Annotated in this window: 27 protein-coding genes; 18 read left to right on the forward strand and 9 right to left on the reverse strand. The window is 66.3% G+C overall.

From position 1 onward, the window contains the following. Window positions 1-65: 65 nt before the first annotated feature. The 6 genes from ACWFRF_RS23845 to ACWFRF_RS23870 form a co-directional block, all read right to left on the reverse strand. Complete coding sequence (locus tag ACWFRF_RS23845) at window positions 66-386, reverse strand: hypothetical protein (protein WP_378656646.1); 321 nt, start codon at window positions 384-386, stop codon at window positions 66-68. Then, window positions 383-898 (reverse strand): YbaB/EbfC family nucleoid-associated protein, encoded by a 516-nt coding sequence (locus ACWFRF_RS23850; RefSeq protein ID WP_452452316.1) that lies wholly within the window; start codon window positions 896-898, stop codon window positions 383-385. Before ACWFRF_RS23850 ends, ACWFRF_RS23845 begins: the two co-directional genes overlap by 4 nt. Window positions 899-986: 88 nt before the next feature. Then, window positions 987-2,336, reverse strand: a complete 1,350-nt coding sequence (locus ACWFRF_RS23855) for a SagB family peptide dehydrogenase (RefSeq protein ID WP_452452318.1) — start codon at window positions 2,334-2,336, stop codon at window positions 987-989. Between the two features lie 39 nt (window positions 2,337-2,375). After that, window positions 2,376-3,353, reverse strand: coding sequence for an ABC transporter substrate-binding protein (locus ACWFRF_RS23860; protein ID WP_378993657.1), 978 nt, complete (start codon window positions 3,351-3,353; stop codon window positions 2,376-2,378). Window positions 3,354-3,434: 81 nt separating this feature from the next. Continuing rightward, window positions 3,435-5,471, reverse strand: a complete 2,037-nt coding sequence (locus tag ACWFRF_RS23865) for a M13 family metallopeptidase (RefSeq protein ID WP_379311869.1) — start codon at window positions 5,469-5,471, stop codon at window positions 3,435-3,437. Window positions 5,472-5,569: 98 nt separating this feature from the next. After that, on the reverse strand, window positions 5,570-6,013 hold the full coding sequence (locus tag ACWFRF_RS23870) for a hypothetical protein (RefSeq protein ID WP_378993655.1): 444 nt from the start codon (window positions 6,011-6,013) through the stop codon (window positions 5,570-5,572). Between the two features lie 267 nt (window positions 6,014-6,280). Here ACWFRF_RS23870 and rplN point away from each other — a divergent pair, with 267 nt between their 5' ends. Genes rplN through ACWFRF_RS23890 form a run of 4 tightly spaced genes read left to right on the forward strand, consistent with a single transcriptional unit; the run spans window position 6,281 to window position 7,724 of the window. Continuing rightward, window positions 6,281-6,649 carry a 50S ribosomal protein L14 gene (rplN, locus tag ACWFRF_RS23875; RefSeq protein WP_056818394.1) on the forward strand — a complete coding sequence of 123 codons (369 nt, stop codon included), beginning with the start codon at window positions 6,281-6,283 and terminating at the stop codon, window positions 6,647-6,649. 2 nt (window positions 6,650-6,651) lie between these two features. Beyond that, a complete protein-coding gene (rplX, locus tag ACWFRF_RS23880) occupies window positions 6,652-6,969 on the forward strand; it encodes a 50S ribosomal protein L24 (protein WP_056818391.1) in 318 nt (105 codons plus the stop codon). Between the two features lies 1 nt (window position 6,970). Beyond that, a complete protein-coding gene (rplE, locus tag ACWFRF_RS23885; protein WP_056818389.1) occupies window positions 6,971-7,534 on the forward strand; it encodes a 50S ribosomal protein L5 in 564 nt (187 codons plus the stop codon). Between the two features lie 4 nt (window positions 7,535-7,538). Then, window positions 7,539-7,724: a type Z 30S ribosomal protein S14 gene (locus ACWFRF_RS23890; RefSeq protein ID WP_056818387.1), complete on the forward strand. Its 186-nt coding sequence runs from the start codon at window positions 7,539-7,541 to the stop codon at window positions 7,722-7,724. 88 nt (window positions 7,725-7,812) lie between these two features. Here the strand turns inward: ACWFRF_RS23890 and ACWFRF_RS23895 are convergent, their stop codons facing one another. Further along, a complete protein-coding gene (locus ACWFRF_RS23895) occupies window positions 7,813-9,378 on the reverse strand; it encodes a protein kinase domain-containing protein (RefSeq protein ID WP_452452323.1) in 1,566 nt (521 codons plus the stop codon). After that, on the reverse strand, window positions 9,375-11,204 hold the full coding sequence (locus tag ACWFRF_RS23900; RefSeq protein WP_379311867.1) for a sensor histidine kinase: 1,830 nt from the start codon (window positions 11,202-11,204) through the stop codon (window positions 9,375-9,377). Before ACWFRF_RS23900 ends, ACWFRF_RS23895 begins: the two co-directional genes overlap by 4 nt. A gap of 263 nt (window positions 11,205-11,467) precedes the next feature. Here ACWFRF_RS23900 and ACWFRF_RS23905 point away from each other — a divergent pair, with 263 nt between their 5' ends. Beyond that, complete coding sequence (locus ACWFRF_RS23905; protein ID WP_379311866.1) at window positions 11,468-12,196, forward strand: pentapeptide repeat-containing protein; 729 nt, start codon at window positions 11,468-11,470, stop codon at window positions 12,194-12,196. Between the two features lie 179 nt (window positions 12,197-12,375). Next, window positions 12,376-12,588: a hypothetical protein gene (locus tag ACWFRF_RS23910; protein WP_378632256.1), complete on the forward strand. Its 213-nt coding sequence runs from the start codon at window positions 12,376-12,378 to the stop codon at window positions 12,586-12,588. On the opposite strand, the gene ACWFRF_RS23915 is transcribed toward ACWFRF_RS23910, so the two are convergent. Next, entirely contained in the window at window positions 12,581-14,140 is a 1,560-nt protein-coding gene (locus ACWFRF_RS23915; protein ID WP_452452326.1) for an alpha/beta hydrolase, read from the reverse strand. The two genes, ACWFRF_RS23910 and ACWFRF_RS23915, sit on opposite strands and share 8 nt — an antisense overlap. 451 nt (window positions 14,141-14,591) lie before the next feature. Between ACWFRF_RS23915 and ACWFRF_RS23920 the strand changes: the two genes are divergently transcribed. The 12 genes from ACWFRF_RS23920 (at window position 14,592) to ACWFRF_RS23975 (ending at window position 23,733) form a co-directional block, all read left to right on the forward strand. Then, window positions 14,592-15,242 carry a YoaK family protein gene (locus ACWFRF_RS23920; RefSeq protein WP_452452405.1) on the forward strand — a complete coding sequence of 217 codons (651 nt, stop codon included), beginning with the start codon at window positions 14,592-14,594 and terminating at the stop codon, window positions 15,240-15,242. Window positions 15,243-15,509: 267 nt separating this feature from the next. Beyond that, a complete protein-coding gene (gene rpsH / locus ACWFRF_RS23925; RefSeq protein WP_056818383.1) occupies window positions 15,510-15,908 on the forward strand; it encodes a 30S ribosomal protein S8 in 399 nt (132 codons plus the stop codon). A 15-nt stretch (window positions 15,909-15,923) separates the two neighbouring features. Then, on the forward strand, window positions 15,924-16,463 hold the full coding sequence (gene rplF / locus ACWFRF_RS23930) for a 50S ribosomal protein L6 (protein ID WP_378632260.1): 540 nt from the start codon (window positions 15,924-15,926) through the stop codon (window positions 16,461-16,463). Between the two features lie 2 nt (window positions 16,464-16,465). Next, a complete protein-coding gene (gene rplR / locus ACWFRF_RS23935; RefSeq protein ID WP_266296784.1) occupies window positions 16,466-16,873 on the forward strand; it encodes a 50S ribosomal protein L18 in 408 nt (135 codons plus the stop codon). A 31-nt stretch (window positions 16,874-16,904) separates the two neighbouring features. Further along, window positions 16,905-17,564 (forward strand): 30S ribosomal protein S5, encoded by a 660-nt coding sequence (rpsE, locus tag ACWFRF_RS23940; RefSeq protein ID WP_378632262.1) that lies wholly within the window; start codon window positions 16,905-16,907, stop codon window positions 17,562-17,564. 1 nt (window position 17,565) lies between these two features. Continuing rightward, window positions 17,566-17,745 (forward strand): 50S ribosomal protein L30, encoded by a 180-nt coding sequence (gene rpmD / locus ACWFRF_RS23945; RefSeq protein WP_056819257.1) that lies wholly within the window; start codon window positions 17,566-17,568, stop codon window positions 17,743-17,745. Between the two features lie 2 nt (window positions 17,746-17,747). Further along, window positions 17,748-18,191 (forward strand): 50S ribosomal protein L15, encoded by a 444-nt coding sequence (rplO, locus tag ACWFRF_RS23950; RefSeq protein WP_101464424.1) that lies wholly within the window; start codon window positions 17,748-17,750, stop codon window positions 18,189-18,191. A 164-nt stretch (window positions 18,192-18,355) separates the two neighbouring features. Then, on the forward strand, window positions 18,356-19,678 hold the full coding sequence (gene secY, locus ACWFRF_RS23955; protein ID WP_378993648.1) for a preprotein translocase subunit SecY: 1,323 nt from the start codon (window positions 18,356-18,358) through the stop codon (window positions 19,676-19,678). Beyond that, window positions 19,675-20,220 carry an adenylate kinase gene (locus ACWFRF_RS23960; RefSeq protein WP_378632266.1) on the forward strand — a complete coding sequence of 182 codons (546 nt, stop codon included), beginning with the start codon at window positions 19,675-19,677 and terminating at the stop codon, window positions 20,218-20,220. Before secY ends, ACWFRF_RS23960 begins: the two co-directional genes overlap by 4 nt. A 26-nt stretch (window positions 20,221-20,246) precedes the next feature. Next, window positions 20,247-21,044 carry a type I methionyl aminopeptidase gene (map, locus tag ACWFRF_RS23965; RefSeq protein WP_378632268.1) on the forward strand — a complete coding sequence of 266 codons (798 nt, stop codon included), beginning with the start codon at window positions 20,247-20,249 and terminating at the stop codon, window positions 21,042-21,044. Window positions 21,045-21,118: 74 nt separating this feature from the next. Continuing rightward, a complete protein-coding gene (locus tag ACWFRF_RS23970; protein ID WP_379313966.1) occupies window positions 21,119-22,204 on the forward strand; it encodes a BMP family lipoprotein in 1,086 nt (361 codons plus the stop codon). Window positions 22,205-22,215: 11 nt separating this feature from the next. Then, complete coding sequence (locus ACWFRF_RS23975; protein ID WP_452452329.1) at window positions 22,216-23,733, forward strand: ABC transporter ATP-binding protein; 1,518 nt, start codon at window positions 22,216-22,218, stop codon at window positions 23,731-23,733. The last annotated feature ends 2 nt before the right edge of the window (window positions 23,734-23,735 follow it).

Genomic DNA, 23,735 nt, shown 5'->3' on the forward strand with positions numbered 1-23,735 from the left:
CCAATCGCCCGCGCCGAGAATGTACTTGGCGACCCAGGCGAGCTCGTCGGGGATTTCGATGCCCACTACAGCGACCCCGTGGCCTTGTCGATTTCACCGGCGCGCGTCGTGTCCTGGGTCTGTAGTGCTTCGGCGACCTTGACCATGTTCTCGCCGAGTTGGGTCATCACCGTCGCCAGGCCGGTCACCGCCTTCTGGCCGGGCTCGACGCCCGGGGTGTAGTTCTTGGCGAACGACTGGCCGATCTCGTCGCTGCCCCAGCACTCACCTTCGGCCGCGATCACGGCCGCCAGCTTCTGGGCGCCGGTGGTGATCGTGTCGGCGACCGAGGTGAACGACGGCTGAGTGCCGCGCAGCGCTTGCGGGTCGGCTTTCAGCGAGCTCATCGGAGGTATCCGCGATTGCGGAAGTATTCGCCTTCTTCGTCGTCGGTGTCATCGACGAGACTGTGTGGTGAGTCCGTGACCGGTTCGGGGTCCGGTGGCGGTGGCGGGGTCAGCTGGGCGATGAGGTCTTTCATGCTGGGGGCGCCCGGGATCAGGTCGGGAAGGTCCGGCATATTCGCGCTCAGGTCCGACAAGGGGGCGAGGGCTTGCTGCTGGGTCTGGGCCGCTCGGGCGGCCACCTCGGCGATCGCCTCGGTGACCGATCGGCCGAGGGACTCCGGGGTCGACCTTTTGAAGGCATCCGGCTCGATGTGGACCTCCGAGATCCCCGCGATGGTCCCCGAGACGCGGACCAACCCGTCCGCCGACCAGGCGGTCACGAGCTGGGTGGCCTGGGACCGGGCGTCGAGTAGAGCCGACTTCTCAGCAGTGAAGGTATCGAGCATCGAATCGATCTGCGCACGTAAAGCGTTGTTCGACGCCTGTGTCGGCGCCGACCAGTCCTCGTTCATGAGACCCTCGATCTGTCGGAATGCACGTCATATGGTTGGACGCGCGAGACCCGTCGAGGGTTGCATGGTGTGACGTAGATCTCTACCGCTAGCGGGCCGGTGAGCCGACGATGATGCTGCCGACGTTGCACTCTTCGAGTTCGTCGAGGCCGGTGGCCGCGGCGAAGGCGGAGGTGTCGCTGAAGCCCTGGGCCACGACGCCGAGGTGCATGGCGGTGGCGGCCAGGTAGACGGTCTGCATGAGGACGCCGACGTGTTTGAGGATGTTGGCGTAGGCGACCTGTTCGTAGCTCCACATGACGCGGCCCGCGCGGGCCGAAACCAGCAGCAGGACTTGGGGTTGCGCGCCGCCGACCAGCGTCGCCGAGGTGGATTTGAGGAGCTTCTGGACGGCGGGGGCGTCGGCGGGTGCGACCGGGCGCAGGGCATGGTCGGCCGAATCGTAGTGGTACATGCCGTTTTCCAGGCCGGCGACATTGCGCACCACGGGGTAGATCTCGAGTTCGTAGGCGCCGCCGCCGGAGGGGTAGGGGCGGGAGCCGTCCTCACGGGTGCGGGCGGTGCGGAACAGCAATTCGCCCAGCTGGATCGAGGTGATGGGGGCGGCGTCGTCGAAGGCGCGGGTGGAGACCCGGTCTTCGATGGTGGCGGCCAGACTCGGATCGGACACGCGCAGCGACACCAGATCCGGCGTCGCCAAAGCGACCGGCTCGCCGTCGAACGACGCGCGGCGCAAGGGCAATTCGGGGAACTGGCCGTCGGCCCAGCGGGTGGGGCCGAAATCGTCCCAGGTCACCGTGCGGGCGCCGAGGGTGCTGCGGCGGTGGAACCACAGGTCGGGGGTGTTCCAGGAGCGAGTGGTGAACTCGCGCTCCTCCTCGTCGCCGTCGACCAGGAAGCCGCACCACTGCAGGTCGGCCATGAACTGGGTCTTCACGGTGGCGGGCACCGGCGAATCGGCGGCGAGGGGGCCGTCGAGCAGGGCGAGCAGGCGCGGGTCGTGGATGCGCAGGTCGCACCAGGCCTGCGGGTGTTCGAGGACGAAGCCCTGGTTGTCGCGGTGCAGGACAGCGAATTTCGACAGGGTCGCCGACCAGGTGGGCAGGGCCACCGTGGGGCGCGGGGCGGGGTCGGCGAAGGGGCGGATGCTGTAGAGGTCACGGCCGCCGTCGCGGACTGTCACCGACAGCCAGCCGCCGTCGGTGAGCTTGCGCATCAGTGCGGTGATGTCGTCACCGGCTGCCGCGGTCGCCATTTCCGCCGCGGTCGCCGGGCCCTGGTTCAGGGTTTTCAGCGCTTGCAGCGCCCCCGCGCCCAGACCGGTCAGCTTCTCGTTGCGCGGCGGATTGAGCAGCACCGCGCCGACGGGAGTCGTCAGGCAGGTGACGCCCGCGCGCAGGGCGAATCGGGTCTGGGCGGGGTAAGCGGAGGCGAGCACGGTGAAATCCTCGGGGGTAGAACCGGTCTGGGGCAGAGCCTATTTCGCGGCGGCGGCGAACGCGGGCTCGAGCTTGTCCAGCATGTACGGCACCGACAGTGCGCTGGGCTGGTTGATCGCGCTGATCTCCTGCGTGGTCAGGAACACGACCGAACCCTTGCGCACCGACGGCAGATCGGCGTAACCCGGCAGCTGCCGGTACTTCTCGTCGAGGCCGGGGGAGTAGCCGGCCAGCAGCAGGTCGGCGGTGAGCTCGTCGACCTTCTCCGGCGACAGCGCCAGGCGGCCCTGGTTGGCGGGCAGCGCGGTGAGGTTGGCCGGAATGCCCATGCCGAGTGCGGTGAACACCTTGGCCGAACCGTCGTTGGGGTCGGTGAGCACCATCAGCTGCGCGGGGCTGGCGAGCCAGGTGCTGGCGAAGGTCTTGCCCTTCAGGCCGGGGTTGGCGGTGGCGATGGCGGCGACCTTGTCGTCGACCTTCTTGATCACCGCGCTCGCGTCGGACTCCTTGTGCAGCACCTTGCCCAGCGCGGTGACCTGGTCCTGCCACGGGGTGACAGCGTCCTTGGTCAGCGCGGGCAGGGTCGGGGCAACCTTGGACAGGTCGTCGTAGGTCTTCTGATCGGCGATGAACGGGTCGGCCAGGATCAGGTCCGGCTCGAGCGCCGCGACCTGCTCGGCGATATTGCCGGTGGTGTTGAGGGCGGTGGCCGCCTTCAAGGACTCCGGCGTCCACGGCGGGGTGCTCTTGGACACCGCGGAGACGTTGTCGATGTAGCCGACGGGAACCACGCCGAGGGCGAGGGAGCTGTCGAGCCACTGGTTACCCAGGGCGACGATCTTCTTCGGGGTGCCGGGGACGGTGGTCTCGCCACGGGCGTGGGTGATGGTCACCGCTTCGCCCGAGGCGGCCTCGTCCTCGCTGGAACCGCAGGCCACGACACCGAAGGCGAGGGCACCGGCGAGCGCGGCCACCGCCGCGCGCCGCCAGCCGCGCGAAGTCCGAACAGTCGTCATGGGTACACCCTCCGTAGAGCAAGTTCCAGCGTAAGTCAGCCTAGGCTAACCTACGTCGCTTTTCGGCGGGAAGCTGTGCCCTTATAGCGTGACGCGCTGGTCCTGCGGCATGAACAGCTTGTCGCCGTCCTTCACCTCGAAGGTGGTGTAGAACTCGCCGATATTGCGAACCACCTGGTTGCAGCGGAACTCGTTGGGGGAGTGGGTGTCCTGCAGCCCCTGCAGCGTCGCTTCCTCGGTCTGCTTGTCGCGCCACTGCCGCGCCCACGACAGGAACATCGTCCGGAAATCGGGCTGCTCGCCGGAGCGCTGGGCCACCTTCTGATAGGCGGCCAATGCGATCTGCAGGCCGCGCAGGTCGGCCAGGTTCTCGCCGACGGTCAGCGCGCCGTTCACGTGCTGCCCCTCGGGCGCGCCCTCGGGAACGAGCACGTCGTACTGGGCGATGATCTGCTGGGTCTTGGCGTCGAACGCCGCGAGATCCTCGGGCGTCCACCAGTCGCGACGGTTGCCGTCGCCGTCGTACTTGGAGCCTTGGTCGTCGAAGCCGTGCCCGATCTCGTGGCCGATCGTGGAACCCACCGCGCCGTAGTTGACCGCGGCCTGGGCGTCCTTGTCGAAGAACGGGGGCTGTAGGTAGGCGGCCGGGAAGACGATCTGGTTGGTGGTCGGGCTGTAGTAGGCATTCACCGTCTGCGGCGACATGCTCCACTCCATCTTGTCCACCTCGGTGCCGAGGCGGGCGAATGCGCGCTTGGACTCGAAAGTGTTGATGGCCAACAGGGATTCGATCAGCTTGCCGCGGGTGACCTGCACCGACGAGTAATCGACCCACTTGTCGGGGTAGCCGATCTGGGCGACGATCTTGTCCAGCTTGGCGATCGAGGCGTCACGGGTCGGCTGGGTCATCCAGGTCGAATTGGTGAAGTTGTCGCGGTAGGCGGCGGTGAGGTCGGCCACCATCTCCAACGCGCGTTCCTTGGCCGCGGGCGGGAAGTGCTTGTCCACGTACAGCTTTCCCAGCGGTTCGCCGAGATTGTCGTCGACCACACCCACCGCGGAGCGCCACATCTCCGGCTTCTCCTCGATACCGCTGAGCACCCGGCCGACGAACTCGAAGCGCGCGTCGGCGATGGCCTTGGGCAGGAAGCGCGCGTAGCTGTTGGCGACATGCAGCTTGAGGTAGTCGCGCCACTGGGCGATATCGACCTCGCCCCACAGCTGAGCGGCCGCGGTGACGAAGGACGGCTGGCCGACCACCATCTTGTCGAACAGCGACTTGGGCCGGTCGGTCATGCCCGCCAGCCACGGATCCCAATCGAACTGTGGGCCGAGCGCGGTCAGTTCCTGCCAGCTCATCAGGTTGTAGGTGGCATCGGTGTTGCGCAGGCGCACGCTGTCCCAATGCCCGGCGGCGATGCGCTTCTCCAGATCGACCGTCCGCTGCGCCACCCCGGCCGGGTCGGGCAGGCCGAGGCCCGCGGCCAGTTGCTCGAGGTAGATCTGATAGCCCGCGAGCTGGGCGGCGAACTCGGGCTTGCGGTAGTACTGCTCGCCCAGGGTGAGCCCGGATTGGCCGACGCTGGGGATATAGGCCTTGGAGTTCTTGCGGTCGATCCCGATGCCCATCCCGATCAGCCCGGCGATGGGCGCCTCGGCCATCACCTTCGCCAGCTCCGGCTTGCCCGCGGCCTTGTCGATCGCGGCGAACAGGCTGTTGAGCGGCGTGATGCCGAGTCGCTCGATCTCGTCGAGGTCCAGGCGCGCGTCGTAGAGATCCTTGATCTGCTGCGCCTCCGAGCCGTGCTTCGGATCCCTGATGCCCTCGATGATCGCGCGCAGCTGATCCAGGGTCCGGTCGTTGGCGTCGGTGATCGCGCCGACCGAGGCCTTGTCGGGCGGGAGCTGGTAATCGCGCAGCCAGGTGCCGTTGACGTGGCGGTACAGATCGTCCTGCGGGCGGATGGTGGGGTCGCCGCCGCCCAGGTCGACGCCCGTGAGCTGGATTTCGGTGGGTTCGGGCGAGCACGACGCCAGCGCGGCGGCCACGGGCACCAAGCCCATGGCGATCAGGAATGCGCGGCGGTCGACCACCGACGGACGACCGGACGATGTCACAGGACTTCCTTCCCCGATGCGGCAGCCGCACCCTGCTTGTTGCGATCCAGCTAGCTCGCACAGGCTACCGGCGCGACGCCGTCTCGGTGGAGTGGTGGCTAGGAAGACAGGCTCGAGCTGCCTGTCGCCAGGTCGCAGGCGAGTCCGCTGCCCGCGTTCACGATTCGCATGACCGTCGGCACGCGCTTGGTCACCAGCGGTGTTCCGGTGGCGTGCAGCAGCAGGGACAGCTGCACCTCGACCTCGGTTTCGACGTGGTAGAACGCCGTGGCCTTGGCGACGGTGACGCCTGCGACGTTCACCTCGAGGTCGACGGTGTCGCTGGCGAAGAACTTGCCGTTGGCGAGGAAGTCGACCTGTGCGCCGACATAGTTGTCGAGGCCGACGACGTCGATCTTGGAGGTGCAGCCGACGGTGAGCGTGTCGGTGAGCATGTCGATGACGGGGCCCGCGCTCGCGTGCGGTGCCACCATGGTGACGACGGCGGCGAACGCGGCGGCCGTGGTCGCGAGCCGGCGCCTCATCGGCAGGGTGATGTTCATGGCGGGACGTTAGCAACGGGCCGTGCGCGACGAAGCCAGTTTGAAACATATCTACTTCAGATTGGTCGACGCACCCCGATTCGGTTCGTGCTGGGGGTTCACCTACACTAGAACGGTTGCCTGCGGGAGCTATGCCCTCGCAATCCGGCAGTGAACCCCCAGTGGAAGGTATTTCCGCTGGCAGGCGCGCGTCCGGAGGGTGACTGACCATGTGCGTCGGGTCGGCAATCCGGCGTACGTATACATCCAGGTCCAGGAGGTGCTGAAGTGATTCAGCAGGAGTCGCGACTGCGCGTCGCCGACAACACCGGAGCGAAGGAAATCCTTTGCATCCGCGTGCTCGGTGGCTCGTCGCGTCGCTATGCCGGTATCGGCGACATCATCGTCGCCACCGTGAAGGACGCCATCCCCGGCGCCAACGTGAAGAAGGGCGACGTCGTCAAGGCTGTCGTCGTTCGCACCACCAAGGAGCGTCGTCGTCCGGACGGTTCCTACATCAAGTTCGACGAGAACGCTGCCGTGCTGATCAAGCCGGACAACGATCCTCGTGGCACCCGCATCTTCGGCCCGGTCGGCCGCGAGCTGCGTGACAAGCGCTTCATGAAGATCGTTTCGCTGGCCCCGGAGGTGCTCTGACTATGAAGGTGCACAAGGGTGACACCGTGCTCGTCATTTCGGGCAAGGACAAGGGCGCCAAGGGCAAGGTCATTCAGGCCTTCCCGGCGACCGGCAAGGTTCTCGTCGAAGGCGTGAACCGCATCAAGAAGCATGTCGCGGATTCCGCGAACCAGCGTGGCGCGTCCTCGGGTGGCATCGTCACCCAGGAAGCCCCCATCCAGGTTTCCAACGTGATGGTCGTCGACTCCGACGGTAACCCGACTCGCGTCGGCTACCGCACCGACGAAGAGTCCGGCAAGCGCGTCCGGATCTCCCGTAAAAACGGGAAGGACATCTGACATGACCACCTCTGAGCAGACTCAGCCCCGGCTGAAGGCGCGCTACCGCGCCGAGATCAAGGACGCGCTCAACGGCGAGTTCGAATACGCCAACGTGATGCAGATCCCCGGCGTCGTCAAGGTCGTCGTGAACATGGGTGTCGGCGACGCCGCCCGTGACGCGAAGCTGATCAACGGTGCCGTCAAGGACCTCGAGCTGATCACCGGCCAGAAGCCCGAAATCCGTAAGGCCACCAAGTCGATCGCGCAGTTCAAGCTGCGTGAGGGCATGCCGATCGGCGCGAAGGTCACCCTTCGTGGCGACCGTATGTGGGAGTTCCTGGACCGTCTCGTGTCCATCGCGCTGCCCCGTATCCGCGACTTCCGCGGCCTGTCGCCGAAGCAGTTCGACGGCAACGGCAACTACACGTTCGGCCTCAGCGAGCAGTCGATGTTCCACGAGATCGACGTGGATTCCATCGACCGCCCGCGCGGTATGGACATCACCGTGGTCACCACCGCGACCAACAACGAAGAAGGCCGCGCGCTGCTGAAGCACCTCGGCTTCCCGTTCAAGGAGAACTGAGCACATGGCTAAGAAAGCACTGCGCATCAAGGCGGAGGCCAAGCCTAAGTTCGCCGTCCGCGCGTACACCCGCTGCCAGCGTTGCGGTCGCCCGCACGCGGTCTACCGCAAGTTCGGCCTGTGCCGTATCTGCGTCCGCGAAATGGCGCACCGCGGTGAGCTCCCGGGCGTGCACAAGAGCTCCTGGTGAGCTTGCGCTCCTCGTGAGCGCACCCGCCGCCTAGGCGAAATATCGACGAAGGCACGGACTCCCGACGGGAGTCCGTGCCTTCGTGCGTTCAGTTGCAGACCCGGAGGTGGGTCAGTACCGCTAGGACGCGGCGGTGGTCGTCGGGTTCCGGCTGTAGGCCGAGTTTGACGAAGATGCTGCGGACGTGGGTTTCGATGGTGCGTTCGCCGAGGAACAGGGTGGCGCCGATCGCGCGGTTGGAGCGGCCTTCGGCCATGAGCCGCAGGACTTCTCGTTCACGGGTGGAGAGCGCGTCGAGTGGGAGGGCGCCGTGGTGCGGTCGCGAGACCAAGCGGCCGACCAGGTCGGGATCGATCGCCGAGCCGCCCGCGGCGACCCGCTGGAGGGCCGTCACGAACTCGTCGATATCGGAAACCCGGTCTTTGAGCAGATAGCCGAGGCTGCGCGCGCCGCCCGAGAGCAGGTCGAGAACGCTCTCGGTTTCGATGTACTGCGACAGCAGCAGCACCGCCGTCTCGGGAAAGTCGCGACGGATGACTACGGCGGCATCGATGCCCTCCGTGGTGCAGGTCGGTGGCATCCGGATGTCGACGACCGCGACGTCGGGGCGGTGTGCGCGGACCAGGCCCAGCAGCGCCGCGGCATCGCCGGCCTGCCCGGTCACCTCCATGCCCTCGTCCTCGAGCAATCGGGCGATTCCCTGCCGGAGCAGCGCCGAGTCGTCGGCGAGCACCACGCGCAGGCAAGGTGCGGTCGGCGCCCGGTGGTGGCGGACCGTCGCATGTTCGGCGGTGGCGTCGGCTGCCGCGGTGAGTACCGCCCGCGCGGCGGCCGCGAACGTGCCGCAGTCCGGATAGCGGTCGCCAGGGATCTTGGCCATCGCCCGGGCGATGACCGCGTCGAATGCCTTCGGCAGGGTGTCCAGCAGCGCGCTCGGTCGTGGAATCGGGGCGTTGAGGTGGCCGTTCAGAATGGCCGCTCGACTCGGTCCTGGATAGGGCGGGCGGCCGGTGAGCAGATGAAACAGTGTGCAGCCCAGCGAGTATTCATCGGCCCGATGATCGATGGTTCGTCCTTCGATCTGTTCGGGGGCCGCGTAGCGGATGGTGGCGACCATCATCCCGGCGCTGGTGAGGTGCACGGTGTCGTCGAGCGCTTTGGCGATGCCGAAATCCGTCAGCAGCACCCGTTCGGGCTCGCCCGGCTGGTCGGGCGCGGCCAGCAGGATGTTCGACGGGTTGACATCGCGGTGGTACACACCTGTCCGATGCGCGTAGTCCAGGCCCGCCGCGACCGTTTCAGCAATGCGCACGGCCCGCTCCGGCGCTACCGGCCCGTCCCGCACCAGGCGCGCCGCATCGGTCCCCGGCACCAACTGCATCGCGATCCAGAGGCGATCGCCCTCGCGGCCACGGTCGTAGACCGCCACGATGGCGGGGTGCTCCAGCCGGGCGGCGTGGTCGGCTTCGAACTCGAATCGCGTACGGACGTAGTCGTCTGTGGTCAGCGAGGGATGCAGGATTTTGAGTGCGACGGTGCGTGGCAGTGTGGGGTGCCGAGCCGCGTAGACACAGCCCATGCCGCCTGCGCCCAGCACCTGCTCGATGGTGTAGCCCGCGAACACCGTGCCTGCTTCCAGGTCGCACCCTCTCATGCGTCACCCCCGCGAAGTGGAAGGGTGGCGGTGAGGACTGTGCCCGCGCCGGACGAGCTGTCCACCCGCAGGTGCCCACCGAGCGCCGCGGCTCGATCGCCCAAGCCACTCAGGCCGCCGCCGGGTCCGACCTGGGCTCCGCCGCGACCGTCGTCGGCGATCACGAGCCGCACGGCCTCGTCGACGATGCCGACCTGGATATCGACGTGCGTGCCGTCGGAATGTTTCGCCGCGTTGGTGACGGCCTCGGCGGCGATGAAGTACGCGGCCAGCTCCACCCCGGCCGGTGGCCTCGGAACCAGTGTGCCGTGGATCCGTACGGCGATCGGGGCGCGTTCGGCGAGTGAGGTCAGCGCCGCCGTCAGACCGCGTTCGGCGAGGATCGGTGGGAACACGCCCCTTGCCAGCTCTCGGAGCTCGCTGAGCGCGGTGTCCAGTTCGGCGGCGCCGAGCGTCACCAGATCACCCCGGGTTTCGGTGTCCGCTGTGCGCTGAGCCCGACGCAGCAGGAGGGCCGCGGCGACCAGACGTTGTTGCGCACCGTCGTGCAGATCGCGTTCGACCCGGCGTCGCTCGGCATCGCCGGCTGCCACGATGCGCTCGCGCGAGCGACGTACCTCGGCGAGCTGGGCCTGCAGATCGTTGCGCAGCCGTTCGTGATCGAGGGCGAGTTCGGTCGCGCCGCGTACAGCGGCCAGCAGTTCGGGTTCGGTCTGTAAATGCTTGTCATAGACAAGGGCGGCAGTCGGGGCGCCGTCCCGCTCGAGGATCGTCGCCACCCGGTGACCTGTGCCGTGCGGCAGTACCCTGGCGATGCCCTGGTCGTCGACGTAGCCGCGTCGCTCGGCGTCGAAGTTCCACAGTGCCAGGGTGGGATCGTGCAGTGCGCGCCGCAGTGCCTCGACGAAACCCGAACTGATCGGGGTCGCGCCGATTTCGACCATGGCGTCACCGACCGCGGTCCTGGCCATGCGATACCGGACCTGCCCGAACGCGATGGCCATCGGTAGTAGCACCATCGGGATGTAGCGCAGATTCAGCGTCCAACCGTGCAGCGAACCGGGGAATCGGATCGCGGTCAACATGAGCCACAGGACGCTCACTCCGGCGACCGTCGCGAGCACCATGATGGGGGCGAAGCCCGATCGATACGCCGCGGTGCCGGATCGCCACCGTTTGATCACGACAACGATGGCAGTGACGGCGATCAGGAAGGCGAATGCACCGACGATGAGCTGGATTCGATCGGCGAGCACCGGATCGTGGCGAATCAGCAATAGGTTGACCGAGGTCGATCGGTGCGGTGCGGGCACCTCCCGCGGATCGAAGAACATCCACTCGGCCGACACACCGAACACGGCCAGCGCCCAGCACAGCCGGACGTACCGGCGTTCCCACGGTTGACGCAGCCGACCCGACGGGAAGCCGAGTAGCACCGGAATCATCACCGGCAGATAGATATTCGTCAGGACAGCACCAGCGGTGAACAACACCGGGTCACTGGACCGGCGGACGCCACAGGCCAGCCACACCAATCCCGCCACCACGAACAGTGGACCGGCCAGCTCGTGTGGCCGCTTGGTCCAGGTGAACAGTCCCGATGCCACGAACGATGCCCCGGTCAGCAGGAACAGCACGAGCTCGACCTGCCCGAACTTCGGCGAATGCTGAGCCGCCGAGAAGGCTTCGCGCGGGCCGAGCAACAGGATTCTGGCCGGGTCGTAGAGCGCTACTTCCGACCAGTCCACCGACAACACCACGGCGACGCTCAACGCGGCGGCACTGGCCGTCACACCACCGATGAGCGCGATCGAACGAGGTGTCATCGAACAGCCTCCAACTACCCGACCTCTTCAGGATCCTCTGCCGGAAACCCGCACACAACCATCCACTCGATCCGCGCCGGGACTGAGCTGATCAGCGACCGAGTGTCCCGAGCGCAGCACAGCACAACCGTGCTCCCCCGTAGGGATCTCAGTACCTGCCCGGACGAGAAAACTGCTGTACAGAACCTATTTTTGAAGTGTGTTGCTGACTGGTGGCACGTCAACACCGCCACTATCGGGCGGCACATCTCGAGGAGAAGGTCATGACAAAGAACGTGGACAAGAAGGCAGCGCTGCGAGTTTCTGCCGCCCGTCGGCCCGCTGTGCTCGTGTTGAGTGTGGTGTTGGCCGCCATGGGGCTCGGGGCGAGCGCCGCGATGGCGAGCGCCGCGCCGAAACACGGCACGTGCACAATCGTCGCCAACCCTGAGTTGGCGGGACGCAAGACGTCCTGCCACGGTGCGAACCTGTCCGGCGAGGATCTGCGCGGTCACAACCTTTCCTTCGCCGACCTGTCCGGGGCGAACTTGTCCGGCGCGGATCTGCGTGACGTGGACCTGTTCATGACGAACTTGACCAGTGCGAACCTGACCGGTGCGAAGCTGTCCGGGGCGAACCTGGGGCTCGCGAACCTGGTCACGGCGAATCTGGAAAACGCGAATCTGACTGGCGCCGACCTGCGATTCGCCGACGTGACCCGGGCCAACTTCACCAACGCGGTCGTGAACGAAGCCTCGGGGCTGGTACCGGGCCCCAAGGGGCCGCGCGGCCAGCAGGGGGAGCGGGGTCGTGTCGGACCGGCGGGACCGGCGGGACCGCAGGGCGCGCAGGGGGAGCGTGGCCCCAGAGGGCACCAGGGGGAGCGGGGCGAGTCAGGGCCTCCGGGCCGCGACGGCTTCATGGGGTGCACGCTGCACAATCACGTCGACGCGTTCGGCAACTTCACGCACTCGGATTGCGCGGAGATCCATGTACCACCCGTGATCAATTAGGCGGGTCGAGCTGACGCCACTGTCCTCGGATCAGTCGGCGACCAGTTCTCTCGGAGGGCACGGACTACTTCAGTGAAGTCCGTGCCCTCGCGCATTTCCACGTTGTGAGCTGTCACCAGCGCTGGATGAAATATATGCATTTCACTCCAGGGGTGAGGGCTGATGTGTTCTCTTGGCGCATGAAGAAGTTCGCCACAGTCGCTGTTCTTTCCGTCGCGCTCCTCGGGGCGCCCGCTGTTGCATCCGCCGCCCCCAGCGCCGGTTCCGGGTCCGGGGGTGGGTCGGGGTCGTCGGAGACGGAGTTGATCTGTTCGCCGATCGCGCAGTTGTTGTTCGCCACGGGGAGTGTGGAGAAGCCGCCGCTCTACGACCTGCTCTGCCTGCTCAGCTGAACGGGGAGCGGTCGATTCCGCAGCTGACGCCGGCGGGCGGGAGCTGGGCGGTGAACAGGTAGTCGCGTTTGAGGTGTTCGGCGCAGGTGCTCTGGACGTACATGGAGCTGTGGCCCGCGCCTTCGATCACGACTACCTGGGCCCGGTTCAGTTGGGCCGCACCGGCTTTGGCTCCACGTAGTGGGGTGGCGGGATCGTATCGGCTGTTGAGGACGAGGATCGGGGCGGCGGTTTCGCGGTTCCACGGGCCGGTGTAGCGGTCCCGGTCCTCGGCCTGCCAGAAGGCGCAGGGGGTGGCGTTGAAGACGGCGATCCGGCCGAAGTAGCGGGACTGGAGGTCTTCGGCGGCGGCCACCCGGCTGTAGACGGCGGGGTCGGTGGGGACGGTGCTGTCGGAGCATTGGATGGTGTAGAAGGCCTCGACGCGATTGGCGGGGTGGTTCTCCGCGAAGAGGGCGTCGGGGACTCTGGCGGGCAGGACTGTTGCCGCGTCGAAGAGGTTCTGGAGCAGGATCGCCAGGTCGGGGTAGGTGTCGGGGCGGGAGAGACTGCCCGCGGCGCTCACGATCTGGGAAAAGGTCCACGGCGTGCCCGCGACAGTGATCGGTGCGAGGCGGGCTCGCTCGGCCAGCGCGATCCACTTGAGTTTCGGATCGCCCGCGGCGAACGTGCAGCGTGGACCCGCGGCGGAGCAGTCGCGCAGGAAGGTGTCGAAGGTTTCGGCGATGCCGGCGGCCACGCCCTGGCGGGTGTCGAGCGGCAGATTCACGCCGTCGGCGCCGTGGCCGTTCACATTGCCCTCGAAGTCGAGCGAACCGTCGAACGCCATCGCGCGGACCCGGCCGGGGAACATGTTGGCGTAAACCGCGCCGACCTGGGTGCCATAGGAGATGCCGTGGTAGGTCAGCGCCTCATCGCCCACCGCGCGGCGCAGTAGGTCCAGGTCGCGGGCGGTGTTGGCGGTGGAGGCGTGGCGCAGGATCGGCCCCGCGTGCTGCGCGCAGCGGGTCGCGATATCGGCCGAGGCGGCGAAGAACGCGGGCTCGTCGCCCGGATCGGTCGGTGTGCCGGGGAAGGAACCGAGGTACGCGGTCTGCTCATCGGCGCTCGGGAAGCACTGCGTGCCTGCGCTGCGCGAGACCGCACGCGGATCCCAGGAGACCAGGTCGAAGCGGGCGCGCAGTTCGTCGGAGAACAGCCACGGCCAGCGGGCCCGCTCGCGCAAGCGGTCGACGCCGGAGGGGCCGGGTCCACCGAAGTTGACGAACAACGTGCCGATGCGGCGCGCGGGATCGGACGCGGGCAACTTGATGACAGCCAGGTCGATCTGCGTGGCCTGCGGGCTGTTGTAGTCCATCGGCACCTGAGCCAGCGCACATTCGAACCCGTCCGCGCAGGACTCCCACGCCAGCGTCGGGGTGGCGGCACCCTCGGCGAGCTGGTCGACGTAGGGATCGGCCGAAGCGCGCGCGGGCGTGACGAGCGCGCCGATCCCGAGCAGTACGGCGAGCAGATAAGCCGAGCCCCGGCGGCGTGCACAGTGGGAAGACAACGGCCGAGCCTCCTGCGCGGTTCCGACGAACCACGCGAAGCTACCACATTCGTGAGCGGCGCTTACTAACGCAAAGTGGTTGGTATCGAACACAATTCGATCGACGATGCAGATCGGACGGCATCGCCGCAGGTCGTCGGGTTCCTTCGCGCGGCTGTGGATGTGGTCGTCCACAGAATTGTCCTCGGATTTCTGGGTTACCGCGGCATTACCGGCTCCTCATAATTCTGTGTCTTTCCCGAGAATGTGATCTCCCTGCTGGTCGGCAATTAATTTCGTGGCTACTGTCGGGGTCGTTGCGTGACAATGCAGCGAGCAGATGGGTGTCAATGTCGATCCCTTGCCGAGTGAATGCAGAGGATGTGAGTTCGTGACCCCGACCACAGCAAACAAGCCACGTGACGTGGCCCACCGGGTGTCTCTGCATGGAATTCCGGCCGGCGCGATGCCGATGGTCGCGTTTCTTTCTATTTTGGCCGGATTTATCGGAGCGGCCGCTTATACGCATTCCGCCGGATATTTCGTGACATTTATGACCGGTAATACCGAGCGCGCCGTTCTCGGCTGGTTCGACAACGATCAGCTGCTGGCCACCGGGGCGATCACGCTGCTTTTCTCGTTCGGCCTCGGTGTGTTCGTGGCCTCGCTGCTGCGACGGCGGCTGTGGCGGCGCGGTCACTACGGCGCGTCCGTGGTGACCACCGTGGCGCTCGCCGTGGCCGCGGTGGTCGACTTCGCCCTCGACCGCACCGGCGGGCAGGAGGTGGGGTTCATCCCGATCGCGTTCGTCGCGTTCGCGGTGGGCGCGCTCAACACCGCGTTCGTCAAGAACGGCGAGACCAGCGTTCCGCTCAGCTATGCCACCGGAACGGTCGTGAAACTGAGCCAGGGCATCGAAAGCCATGTCAGCGGGGGTAGTGCGCGCGATTGGCTCGGCTACGGCACGCAGTACGCGGCGTTCGCCGTCGGCGCCCTGCTCGGCGGCTTGATGAGCACGGTGGTGGGTGGTGAGATGATGCTGATCGTCGCCGCCGGTGTCTCGGCCGTGGCGATCCTGATCACCTACAAGACGGGTGGGAGGGCGGGCCACACCGCCGCGTGACGGAGATCGCCCCGGTCCGTCGGCCCCCGAGTTTGGTCCTGACCACGGCGTTGCCTACACTAGAGCGGTTGCCTGGGCAGATCTGTGTCCGCTGCGCGCTTGCGCGCGAGTGGGACCGTGCCAGGCGCCGAGAGCTCGCAAGAGAACTCATCCGGTCGGTAAGTGCCGACCGGACCAGCCGAATTGTTGTAGGCCCACGGTCGACCGCGTGAGAGTGCGGGAGATGTTGCATGGGAACCGCAGCGAGAAAGGTGTCGAGGTCTAACCATGACCATGACTGATCCGATCGCAGACTTCTTGACGCGTCTGCGCAACGCCAACTCGGCGTACCACGATCAGGTGAAGGCGCCCCACTCGAAGATCAAGGTGAACATCGCCGAGATCCTCAAGCGTGAGGGCTACATCGCCGATTACCGCACCGAAGACGCGACCGTTGGCAAGGCCATCGTCGTCGATCTGAAGTACGGCCCCAGCCGTGAGCGCAGCCTGCAGGGCCTGCGTCGCGTCTCGAAGCCGGGTCTGCGTGTGTACGCGAAGTCCACCAATCTGCCCAAGGTCCTCGGCGGCCTCGGCGTGGCGATCATTTCCACGTCGACCGGTCTGCTCACCGACCGTCAGGCGGCCAAGCAGGGCGTCGGGGGCGAAGTCCTCGCCTACGTCTGGTAAGGGAGGTCAGGACTAATGTCGCGTATTGGTAAGAAGCCCATCGAGATTCCGGCCGGCGTCGACGTCAACATCGACGGCCAGGTTGTCACGGTCAAGGGGCCCAAGGGCACCCTCTCGCACACCGTGGCCGAGCCCATCATCGTCACCAAGGGTGAAGGTAATGAGCTCGAGGTTGCTCGTCCCAACGACGAGCGCGCGAACCGTTCGCTGCACGGCCTTTCCCGCACCCTGATCGCCAACATGATCGAGGGTGTCACCAAGGGCTACGAGAAGAAGATGGAAATCTTCGGCGTCGGTTACCGCGTTCAGGCCAAGGGTTCGAACCTCGAGTTCGCCCTCGGTTACAGCCACCCGGTGCCGATCGAGGCCCCGGCTGGCATCACCTTCGCGGTGGAATCGCCCACCAAGTTCTCGGTGTCCGGAATCGACAAGCAGAAGGTCGGTCAGATCTCCGCTGTCATCCACGGACTGCGTAAGCCCGACCCGTACAAGGGCAAGGGCATCCGCTACGCCGGCGAGGTCGTTCGCCGCAAGGTCGGAAAGACGGGTAAGTGATCATGGCGCAAACTGCTAACCAGAAGGCGAAGCGGATTCCGCTGGGCAAGGACGCTTCCACGAAGCGTCGCCTGTCGAAGACCCGCCGTCACTTCCGTCTTCGTAAGAAGGTCGAAGGCACCACCGAGCGTCCGCGCCTGGTGGTCAACCGCTCCGCGCGGCACCTGCACGCTCAGCTGATCGACGACTCGGTGGGCAAGACCATTGCCGCCGCTTCCTCGATCGAGGCCGACGTGCGTGCGCTCGAGGGCGACAAGTCCGCCAAGGGCGCGAAGGTCGGTCAGCTGATCGCCGAGCGTGCCAAGGCTGCCGGTATCGAGGCGGTCGTGTTCGACCGTGGTGGTCACGACTACCACGGCCGTATCGCGGCGCTGGCCGATGCCGCTCGTGAAGGTGGGCTGAAGTTCTGATGACTGTTATTTCGAACGGAAGGAACGTCTGATGCCGGGACGTCAGCGGCGTGACGGCGGCAACGGACCCGCCGGACCCAACAGCAACTCCAACAGCAACGCCGGAGGCCCCGAGGGCAACCGTCGTGGCGGTGGCGATCGTCGCGGTGGCGGCGACCGTCGTGACAACGCGGCCGAGAAGAACCAGCTCGAGCGCGTCGTCGCGATCAACCGTGTCTCCAAGGTCGTGAAGGGTGGTCGTCGCTTCAGCTTCACCGCCCTCGTGATCGTCGGTGACGGCAACGGTCTGGTCGGCGTCGGCTACGGCAAGGCCAAGGAAGTTCCCGCGGCCATCCAGAAGGGTGTCGAGGAGGCTCGCAAGAGCTTCTTCCGCGTCCCGATGATCGGCTCGACCATCACTCACCCCGTTCAGGGTGAGGCGGCGGCCGGTGTGGTCATGCTGCGTCCGGCTTCGCCCGGTACCGGTGTGATCGCGGGCGGCGCGGCTCGCGCCGTGCTCGAATGCGCAGGCATTCACGACATTCTGGCCAAGTCGCTCGGTAGCGACAATGCGATCAACGTCGTTCACGCGACGGTTGCCGCGCTCAAGATGCTCCAGCGTCCCGAAGAGGTTGCCGCTCGTCGCGGTCTGCCGATCGAGGATGTCGCTCCGGCGGGCATGCTGCGTGCGCGTGCAGGACAGGGAGCCTGACATGGCTGATCTCAAGGTGACTCAGATCAAGAGCACGATCGGTGCCAAGTCGAACCAGCGCGACAGCCTGCGGACGCTTGGTCTGCGGAAGATCCGCCAGTCGGTGGTTCGTGAGGACAACGCTCAGAACCGCGGTCTGATCAACGTCGTGCGCCACCTCGTAACAGTTGAGGAGGTCTAGACATGACCATCAAATTGCACCACCTGCGTCCCGCCCCTGGCTCCAAGACCGAGAAGACCCGTGTGGGTCGCGGTGAGGGTTCCAAGGGTAAGACCGCCGGTCGCGGTACCAAGGGCACCAAGGCACGCAAGAACGTCCCCGCGGCGTTCGAGGGTGGCCAGATGCCGCTGCACATGCGTCTGCCGAAGCTTCGCGGCTTCACCAACCGCTTCCGGGTCGAGTACCAGGTCGTCAACGTTGGCCGCATTGCCGAGCTGTTCCCTCAGGGCGGCGTCATCGGTAAGGCAGAACTCGTCGAGGCCGGCGCCGTTCGCAAGAACGAGCTCGTCAAGGTTCTCGGCGACGGCGAGATCGGTGTCGCCATCCAGGTGACCGCCGACAAGGTGACCGGCTCCGCCAAGGAGAAGATCACCGCCGCCGGTGGCACTGTCACCGAACTGGCCTGACGGTACTGTAGTCAGCAGCTGACACCGGACGAGTCGCGAGCTCGTCCGGTGTCACTGTTAGAGTTCCAAGTGTTGTCTGCCAAGCTCGTCATCGGCTGACGATTCCACATGCTGTCCAGTGGTTCAGTCGCATGGCATGACCATGTCGTTCGCCAGGAGGATTTGTGCTTTCCGCCTTCGTATCGGCCTTCCGGACTCCGGACTTACGGCGGAAGATTCTCTTCACGCTGGGGTTGATCGCGCTGTACCGGTTGGGTGCCGCGCTGCCGTCCCCCGGTGTCGACTACCAGAACGTTCAGGAATGCGTGAAGGTGGTCTCCGGCGGTGAATCCGCCGGCATCTACCAGCTCATCAACCTGTTCTCCGGCGGGGCGCTGCTACAGCTGTCGGTGTTCGCGATCGGCATCATGCCGTACATCACCGCGAGCATCATCATCCAGCTGCTGACCGTCGTCATCCCGCGGTTCGAGGAACTGCGCAAGGAAGGCCAATCCGGCCAGACCAAGATGACGCAGTACACCAGGTACCTGTCGGTCGCGTTGGCGATCCTGCAGGCCACCGGTCTGGTCGCGCTGGCCTCGCGCGGTCAGCTGTTGCAGGGCTGTAACGAGCCGATTCTCGCCGATACCAGCATCTTCGGCATGATCATCATCGTCCTCGTGATGACCGCGGGTGCTTCGCTGGTCATGTGGTTCGGCGAGCAGATCACCGAGCGCGGTGTCGGCAACGGCATGTCGCTGCTCATCTTCGCCGGTATCGCCGCTCGACTGCCGCTCGACGGCAAGCGGATCCTCGACACCGACGGTGGCCTGATCTTCGGTGCGGTGTGTGTCGCCGTACTGGTGATCCTGGTGGCCGTGATCTTTGTCGAACAGGGTCAGCGCCGGATCCCGGTGCAGTACGCCAAGCGCGTGGTCGGTCGCAAGATGTACGGCGGTTCATCGACGTACCTGCCGTTGAAGGTCAACCAGGCCGGTGTCATCCCGGTGATCTTCGCGTCCTCGCTGCTCTACCTGCCCAACCTGATCGCGCAGCTCACCAACTCGAATACGGCGACGGATCCGAGCTGGTGGCAGGAGATCATCCAGAAATACCTGGTGAATCCGGGCAACCCGGTCTACATCGCGATCTACTTCGGTCTGATCGTGTTCTTCACCTACTTCTACGTCGCGATCACCTTCAACCCGGAGGAACGCGCGGACGAGATGAAGAAGTTCGGTGGCTTCATCCCGGGCTACCGGCCCGGTAAGCCGACCGCCGACTACCTCAACTACGTTCTGAGCCGCATCACCCTGCCTGGCTCGATCTATCTCGGTTTGGTCGCCGTTCTCCCGAACCTGTTCCTGGACATGGGTGCCAACGGTGGAGCGGCCAACCTGCCGTTCGGCGGTACCGCGGTGCTCATCATGGTCAGCGTGGGTCTCGACACGGTCAAGCAGATCGAGAGCCAGCTGATGAATCGAAATTACGAAGGGTTCCTCAAGTGAGAGTTGTTCTGCTCGGTCCGCCGGGTGCCGGCAAAGGTACTCAGGCCGTCCTGCTGTCAGAGAAGCTGGGCGTTCCGCACATCTCCACCGGAGACCTCTTCCGCGCGAATATCAGCCAGCAGACCGCCCTCGGTCGCGAGGCGCAGAAGTACATGGACGCGGGCGACCTGGTCCCCAGCGACGTCACCAACCGCATGGTCGAGGCGCGTGTCGGCGAGCCCGACGCCGCGAACGGTTTCGTGCTCGACGGTTACCCGCGCACGGTCGATCAGGCCGACGCGTTGAAGAAGATCCTCGAGCACAACGGCACCACGCTCGACGCGGTGCTGTGCTTCGTGGTCGCCGAGGACACCGTGGTCGAGCGCATGCTCGCCCGTGGGCGCGCCGACGACACCGAGGACGTCATCCGCAACCGGCTGCGGGTCTACCGTGAGGAAACCGAGCCGCTGCTCGAGCACTACGACGGTCTGGTCGTGACCGTCGACGGCATCGGCGAAGTCGATGAGGTCAACGCGCGGGCGCTGAAGGCGCTCGGTCAGTAATCAGCGGATCGGAGTACTGAGGCCGGATGGTCTTCAACCGTAAGAAGAAGGTCGTGCCGTTCCGTTCGGCGGGCGAGCTGGATGCCATGCAGGCGGCCGGCGCGATCGTCGGTGCGACGCTGGTCGCCGTTCGCGCGGCGGCCAAGCCCGGCGTCTCGACTCTGGAGCTCGACGAGGTCGCCGAGGCGACGATCCGCGACGCGGGCGCTGTCCCGTCGTTCAAGGGCTATCACGGGTTCCCCGGCTCGATCTGTTCTTCGGTCAACGATCGTGTGGTCCACGGGATCCCCTCGGCGAGTGACATTCTCGTCGAGGGCGATCTCGTGTCCATCGACTGCGGCGCCATCCTCGACGGCTGGCACGGCGACTCGGCGTGGACGTTCGGCATCGGCACCATCATCGAGGCCGATGAGCTGCTGAGCGAGGCCACCAGGCTCTCCATGGAGACCGGCATCGCGGCGATGCTGCCGGGCAACCGGCTGACCGACGTCTCGCACGCCATCGAGCTGGGTACGCGCGCGGCCGAGCAGGCGCACGGCAGGCAGTACGGCATCGTCGACGGTTACGGTGGCCATGCCATCGGGCGCGAGATGCACATGGATCCGTTCCTGCCAAACGAGGGCGCGCCCGGTAAGGGCCCGCGCCTGGTGGTCGGGTCGGTTCTGGCGATCGAGCCGATGCTCACGCTCGGTACCACCGAGACCAAGACGCTCGACGACGACTGGACTGTGGTCACCACCGACGGGACGCGCGCAGCGCATTGGGAGCACAGCGTCGCCGTCACCGAGGACGGGCCGCGCATTCTCACGCTGCGCCCTGAGTAGTTCACCGACGGCTTTTCGGTGAAGTAATCGTTCTAATCTGTCTGGTCGCCTGCGCGATCCTGTATCTCTGAGTGATGAGATCCCGGATCGCGCTGGTCGCCGTCGGTTGCGCGGCCTCGGCCTTGCTCGTCGGCTGCGGTGAGCCGCCGCCGGACGCGCGCTATACGGGATCGGGCAACACCTACGGCACCGCGAACGCGGGTTTCGAGACCTGCATGGTGACCGACGCGGGCGGCGTCGACGACAAGTCGTTCAACGAATCCGGCTGGAACGGGGTGAAAGCCGCGATCGACGCCAACCCCGGCGTCTACGGCTCCTACCGCCAGTCCAACAGTTCCGCCGACTACGAACCCAACCTGCGAGCCTCGGCCGACGACGACTGCGATCTGGTGATCGGCGTCGGCGGCCTGATGGCCGAGGCGGTGGCACAGGTGGCCGCGGAGTACCCCGATCAGCGTTTCGCGATCGTCGACGCGCACGTCGAGCTGGACAATGTCTACTCGATGGAGTTCAACGCCGCCCAATCCTCTTATCTGGCAGGCTATCTCGCGGCGGGAGTGTCCAAGACCGGCCGGGTCGCCACCTGGGGCGGCATGCAGATCCCCGCGGTGACCATCTTCATGGACGGGTTCGCCGCCGGAGTGGCCGGGTACAACGCGGCGCACGGGACCGCGATCGTTGTGCTCGGCTGGGATGTCGAGGACCAGAACGGTTCGTTCACCGGCAATTTCGACGATACGAGCGCGGGCCGCTCGCTCACCGAGAACTTCATCGCCCAGGGCGCCGACGTGATCCACCCGGTCGCGGGACCGGTCGGCATGGGCGGGGCCTCCGCCGTGCAGGACTCGTCGAACGTTTCCATGATCTGGGTGGATTCCGATGGCTACGAGGCGGTTCCGGAGTACCAGGACATCATGTTGTCCTCCTCGATGAAGGACATCTCCGCCGCGGTACGGGTGGCGATCGACAATGCCTTCGGCGACGGCGTCACAGACGGACGGTACGTGGGCACCCTGAGTAATGCCGGGGTCGGGCTCGCGCCGTTCCACGATTTCGACGCGAAGGTGCCGGAGCCGCTGAAGCGGGAGCTCACCACTCTTCGGCGCGACATCGTCGACGGCAAGATCGTGATCTATTCCCCGGCCGCCCCGAAGCTGTAGAGGACAGGCGCATGCGACTCGAAGCACAGGGCTTGACCAAGGCCTTCGGAACATTTCTCGCCGACGACAGCGTCGACCTGGTGGTCGAACCCGGCCAGGTGCACGCGATCCTCGGCGAGAACGGCGCGGGCAAGTCGACCCTGATGAACATGCTGTACGGCATCCTCGAACCGACCAGCGGCCAGATCCTGATCGACGGCGAGCCGGTACGGCTGCGATCGCCGGGCGACGCCATCGCCGCCGGAATCGGCATGGTGCATCAGCATTTCAAGCTCGTCGGGCCGTTCAGTGTCGCCGACAACGTGCAGCTGGGTCGCGAACACGTCAAGCGGGGCGGCCTCGACCGGGCGACCGCGCGGCGGGCGGTGCTCGAGGTGTCCGAGCGGTACGGTCTGGCGCTGGATCCCGACGCTGTCTGCGAGGACCTGCCGGTCGGTGTGCAGCAGCGGGTCGAGATCGTGAAGGCGCTGTCCGGCAGGACCGATCTGCTGATCCTGGACGAGCCGACCGCGGTGCTCACCCCGCCCGAAGTGGCCGAGTTGCTCGGGATCATCCGCAATCTCACGGCCTCGGGGATGTCGGTGATCTTCATCAGCCACAAGCTCAAAGAGGTGAAGGCGATCGCGGACACGATCACCGTTCTGCGGCGTGGGCGGGTCGTGGCCGAGGCGTCGCCGCAGGACAGCGAGGCCGAGTTGGCGGCGGCGATGGTCGGGCGGTCGGTCGTGCTGACCGTGGATCGACCGCAGGCGCAGCCGGGCGAGATCGCCCTGGACATCAAGGATCTGACCGTGCTGGGCGAGCGCGGGACGCCGATGCTCGACGGACTGAGTCTGGCTGTGCGGGCCGGTGAGATCGTCGGGTTGGCCGGGGTCGAGGGCAACGGGCAGACCGAACTGGCCAGGGCGGTGCTCGGGACCATCACGCCCGAGAGCGGCTCGATCGAGATGGGCGGTATCCCGGTCACCGGGTGGAACCCGTACCGGCGGATCGTGGCCGGGCTCGGCTACATCCCGGAGGATCGCGGCCGCGACGGGCTGGCCGCCGATTTCACCGTCGCCGAGAACCTCGTCCTCAACCAGTACCGCGACAAACCCCTGTCGAATCGCGGCGTGGTCGACGCGGCGGCGGTACGAAAGCTGGCCGACAAGGCCATCGCCGATTTCGACATCCGCACCAGGGGGCCGGGGGAGCTGGCGTCGGCGCTGTCGGGCGGCAATCAGCAGAAGGTGGTGATCGCGCGCGAATTCTCCAGGCCGCGTTCGGTTCTGGTCGCCGCGCAACCGACGCGAGGAGTGGATGTCGGCGCGATCGAGTTCATCCATCGCCGTCTGGTCGCCGAACGCGACACGGGAACCGCCGTCCTGCTCATCTCCGCGGAGCTGGACGAGATCCTGGCCCTGTCCGACCGCATCGCGGTGATCCACAACGGGCAGATCGTCGGCGTCCTGGCCCCGGACACACCGCGCGAGATCATCGGTCAGCTGATGGCAGGCCACCGTCCCGCCGATCCAGCACCCGCGAGCTGAGG

This window comes from Nocardia sp. NPDC055165, from assembly GCF_053606985.1.

What these genes read in the sequence shown, in the direction of transcription:
- ACWFRF_RS23845 (WP_378656646.1), bottom strand. Translation starts at nt 386, where the DNA reads ATGAGCTCGCTGAAAGCCGACCCGCAAGCGCTGCGCGGCACTCAGCCG.
- ACWFRF_RS23850 (WP_452452316.1), bottom strand. Translation starts at nt 898, where the DNA reads ATGAACGAGGACTGGTCGGCGCCGACACAGGCGTCGAACAACGCTTTA.
- ACWFRF_RS23860 (WP_378993657.1), bottom strand. Translation starts at nt 3,353, where the DNA reads ATGACGACTGTTCGGACTTCGCGCGGCTGGCGGCGCGCGGCGGTGGCC.
- ACWFRF_RS23870 (WP_378993655.1), bottom strand. Translation starts at nt 6,013, where the DNA reads ATGAACATCACCCTGCCGATGAGGCGCCGGCTCGCGACCACGGCCGCC.
- rplX (WP_056818391.1), top strand. Translation starts at nt 6,652, where the DNA reads ATGAAGGTGCACAAGGGTGACACCGTGCTCGTCATTTCGGGCAAGGAC.
- rplE (WP_056818389.1), top strand. Translation starts at nt 6,971, where the DNA reads ATGACCACCTCTGAGCAGACTCAGCCCCGGCTGAAGGCGCGCTACCGC.
- ACWFRF_RS23890 (WP_056818387.1), top strand. Translation starts at nt 7,539, where the DNA reads ATGGCTAAGAAAGCACTGCGCATCAAGGCGGAGGCCAAGCCTAAGTTC.
- ACWFRF_RS23895 (WP_452452323.1), bottom strand. Translation starts at nt 9,378, where the DNA reads ATGAGAGGGTGCGACCTGGAAGCAGGCACGGTGTTCGCGGGCTACACC.
- ACWFRF_RS23900 (WP_379311867.1), bottom strand. Translation starts at nt 11,204, where the DNA reads ATGACACCTCGTTCGATCGCGCTCATCGGTGGTGTGACGGCCAGTGCC.
- ACWFRF_RS23905 (WP_379311866.1), top strand. Translation starts at nt 11,468, where the DNA reads ATGACAAAGAACGTGGACAAGAAGGCAGCGCTGCGAGTTTCTGCCGCC.
- ACWFRF_RS23910 (WP_378632256.1), top strand. Translation starts at nt 12,376, where the DNA reads ATGAAGAAGTTCGCCACAGTCGCTGTTCTTTCCGTCGCGCTCCTCGGG.
- ACWFRF_RS23920 (WP_452452405.1), top strand. Translation starts at nt 14,592, where the DNA reads ATGGTCGCGTTTCTTTCTATTTTGGCCGGATTTATCGGAGCGGCCGCT.
- rpsH (WP_056818383.1), top strand. Translation starts at nt 15,510, where the DNA reads ATGACCATGACTGATCCGATCGCAGACTTCTTGACGCGTCTGCGCAAC.
- rplF (WP_378632260.1), top strand. Translation starts at nt 15,924, where the DNA reads ATGTCGCGTATTGGTAAGAAGCCCATCGAGATTCCGGCCGGCGTCGAC.
- rplR (WP_266296784.1), top strand. Translation starts at nt 16,466, where the DNA reads ATGGCGCAAACTGCTAACCAGAAGGCGAAGCGGATTCCGCTGGGCAAG.
- rpsE (WP_378632262.1), top strand. Translation starts at nt 16,905, where the DNA reads ATGCCGGGACGTCAGCGGCGTGACGGCGGCAACGGACCCGCCGGACCC.
- rpmD (WP_056819257.1), top strand. Translation starts at nt 17,566, where the DNA reads ATGGCTGATCTCAAGGTGACTCAGATCAAGAGCACGATCGGTGCCAAG.
- rplO (WP_101464424.1), top strand. Translation starts at nt 17,748, where the DNA reads ATGACCATCAAATTGCACCACCTGCGTCCCGCCCCTGGCTCCAAGACC.
- map (WP_378632268.1), top strand. Translation starts at nt 20,247, where the DNA reads ATGGTCTTCAACCGTAAGAAGAAGGTCGTGCCGTTCCGTTCGGCGGGC.
- ACWFRF_RS23970 (WP_379313966.1), top strand. Translation starts at nt 21,119, where the DNA reads ATGAGATCCCGGATCGCGCTGGTCGCCGTCGGTTGCGCGGCCTCGGCC.
- ACWFRF_RS23975 (WP_452452329.1), top strand. Translation starts at nt 22,216, where the DNA reads ATGCGACTCGAAGCACAGGGCTTGACCAAGGCCTTCGGAACATTTCTC.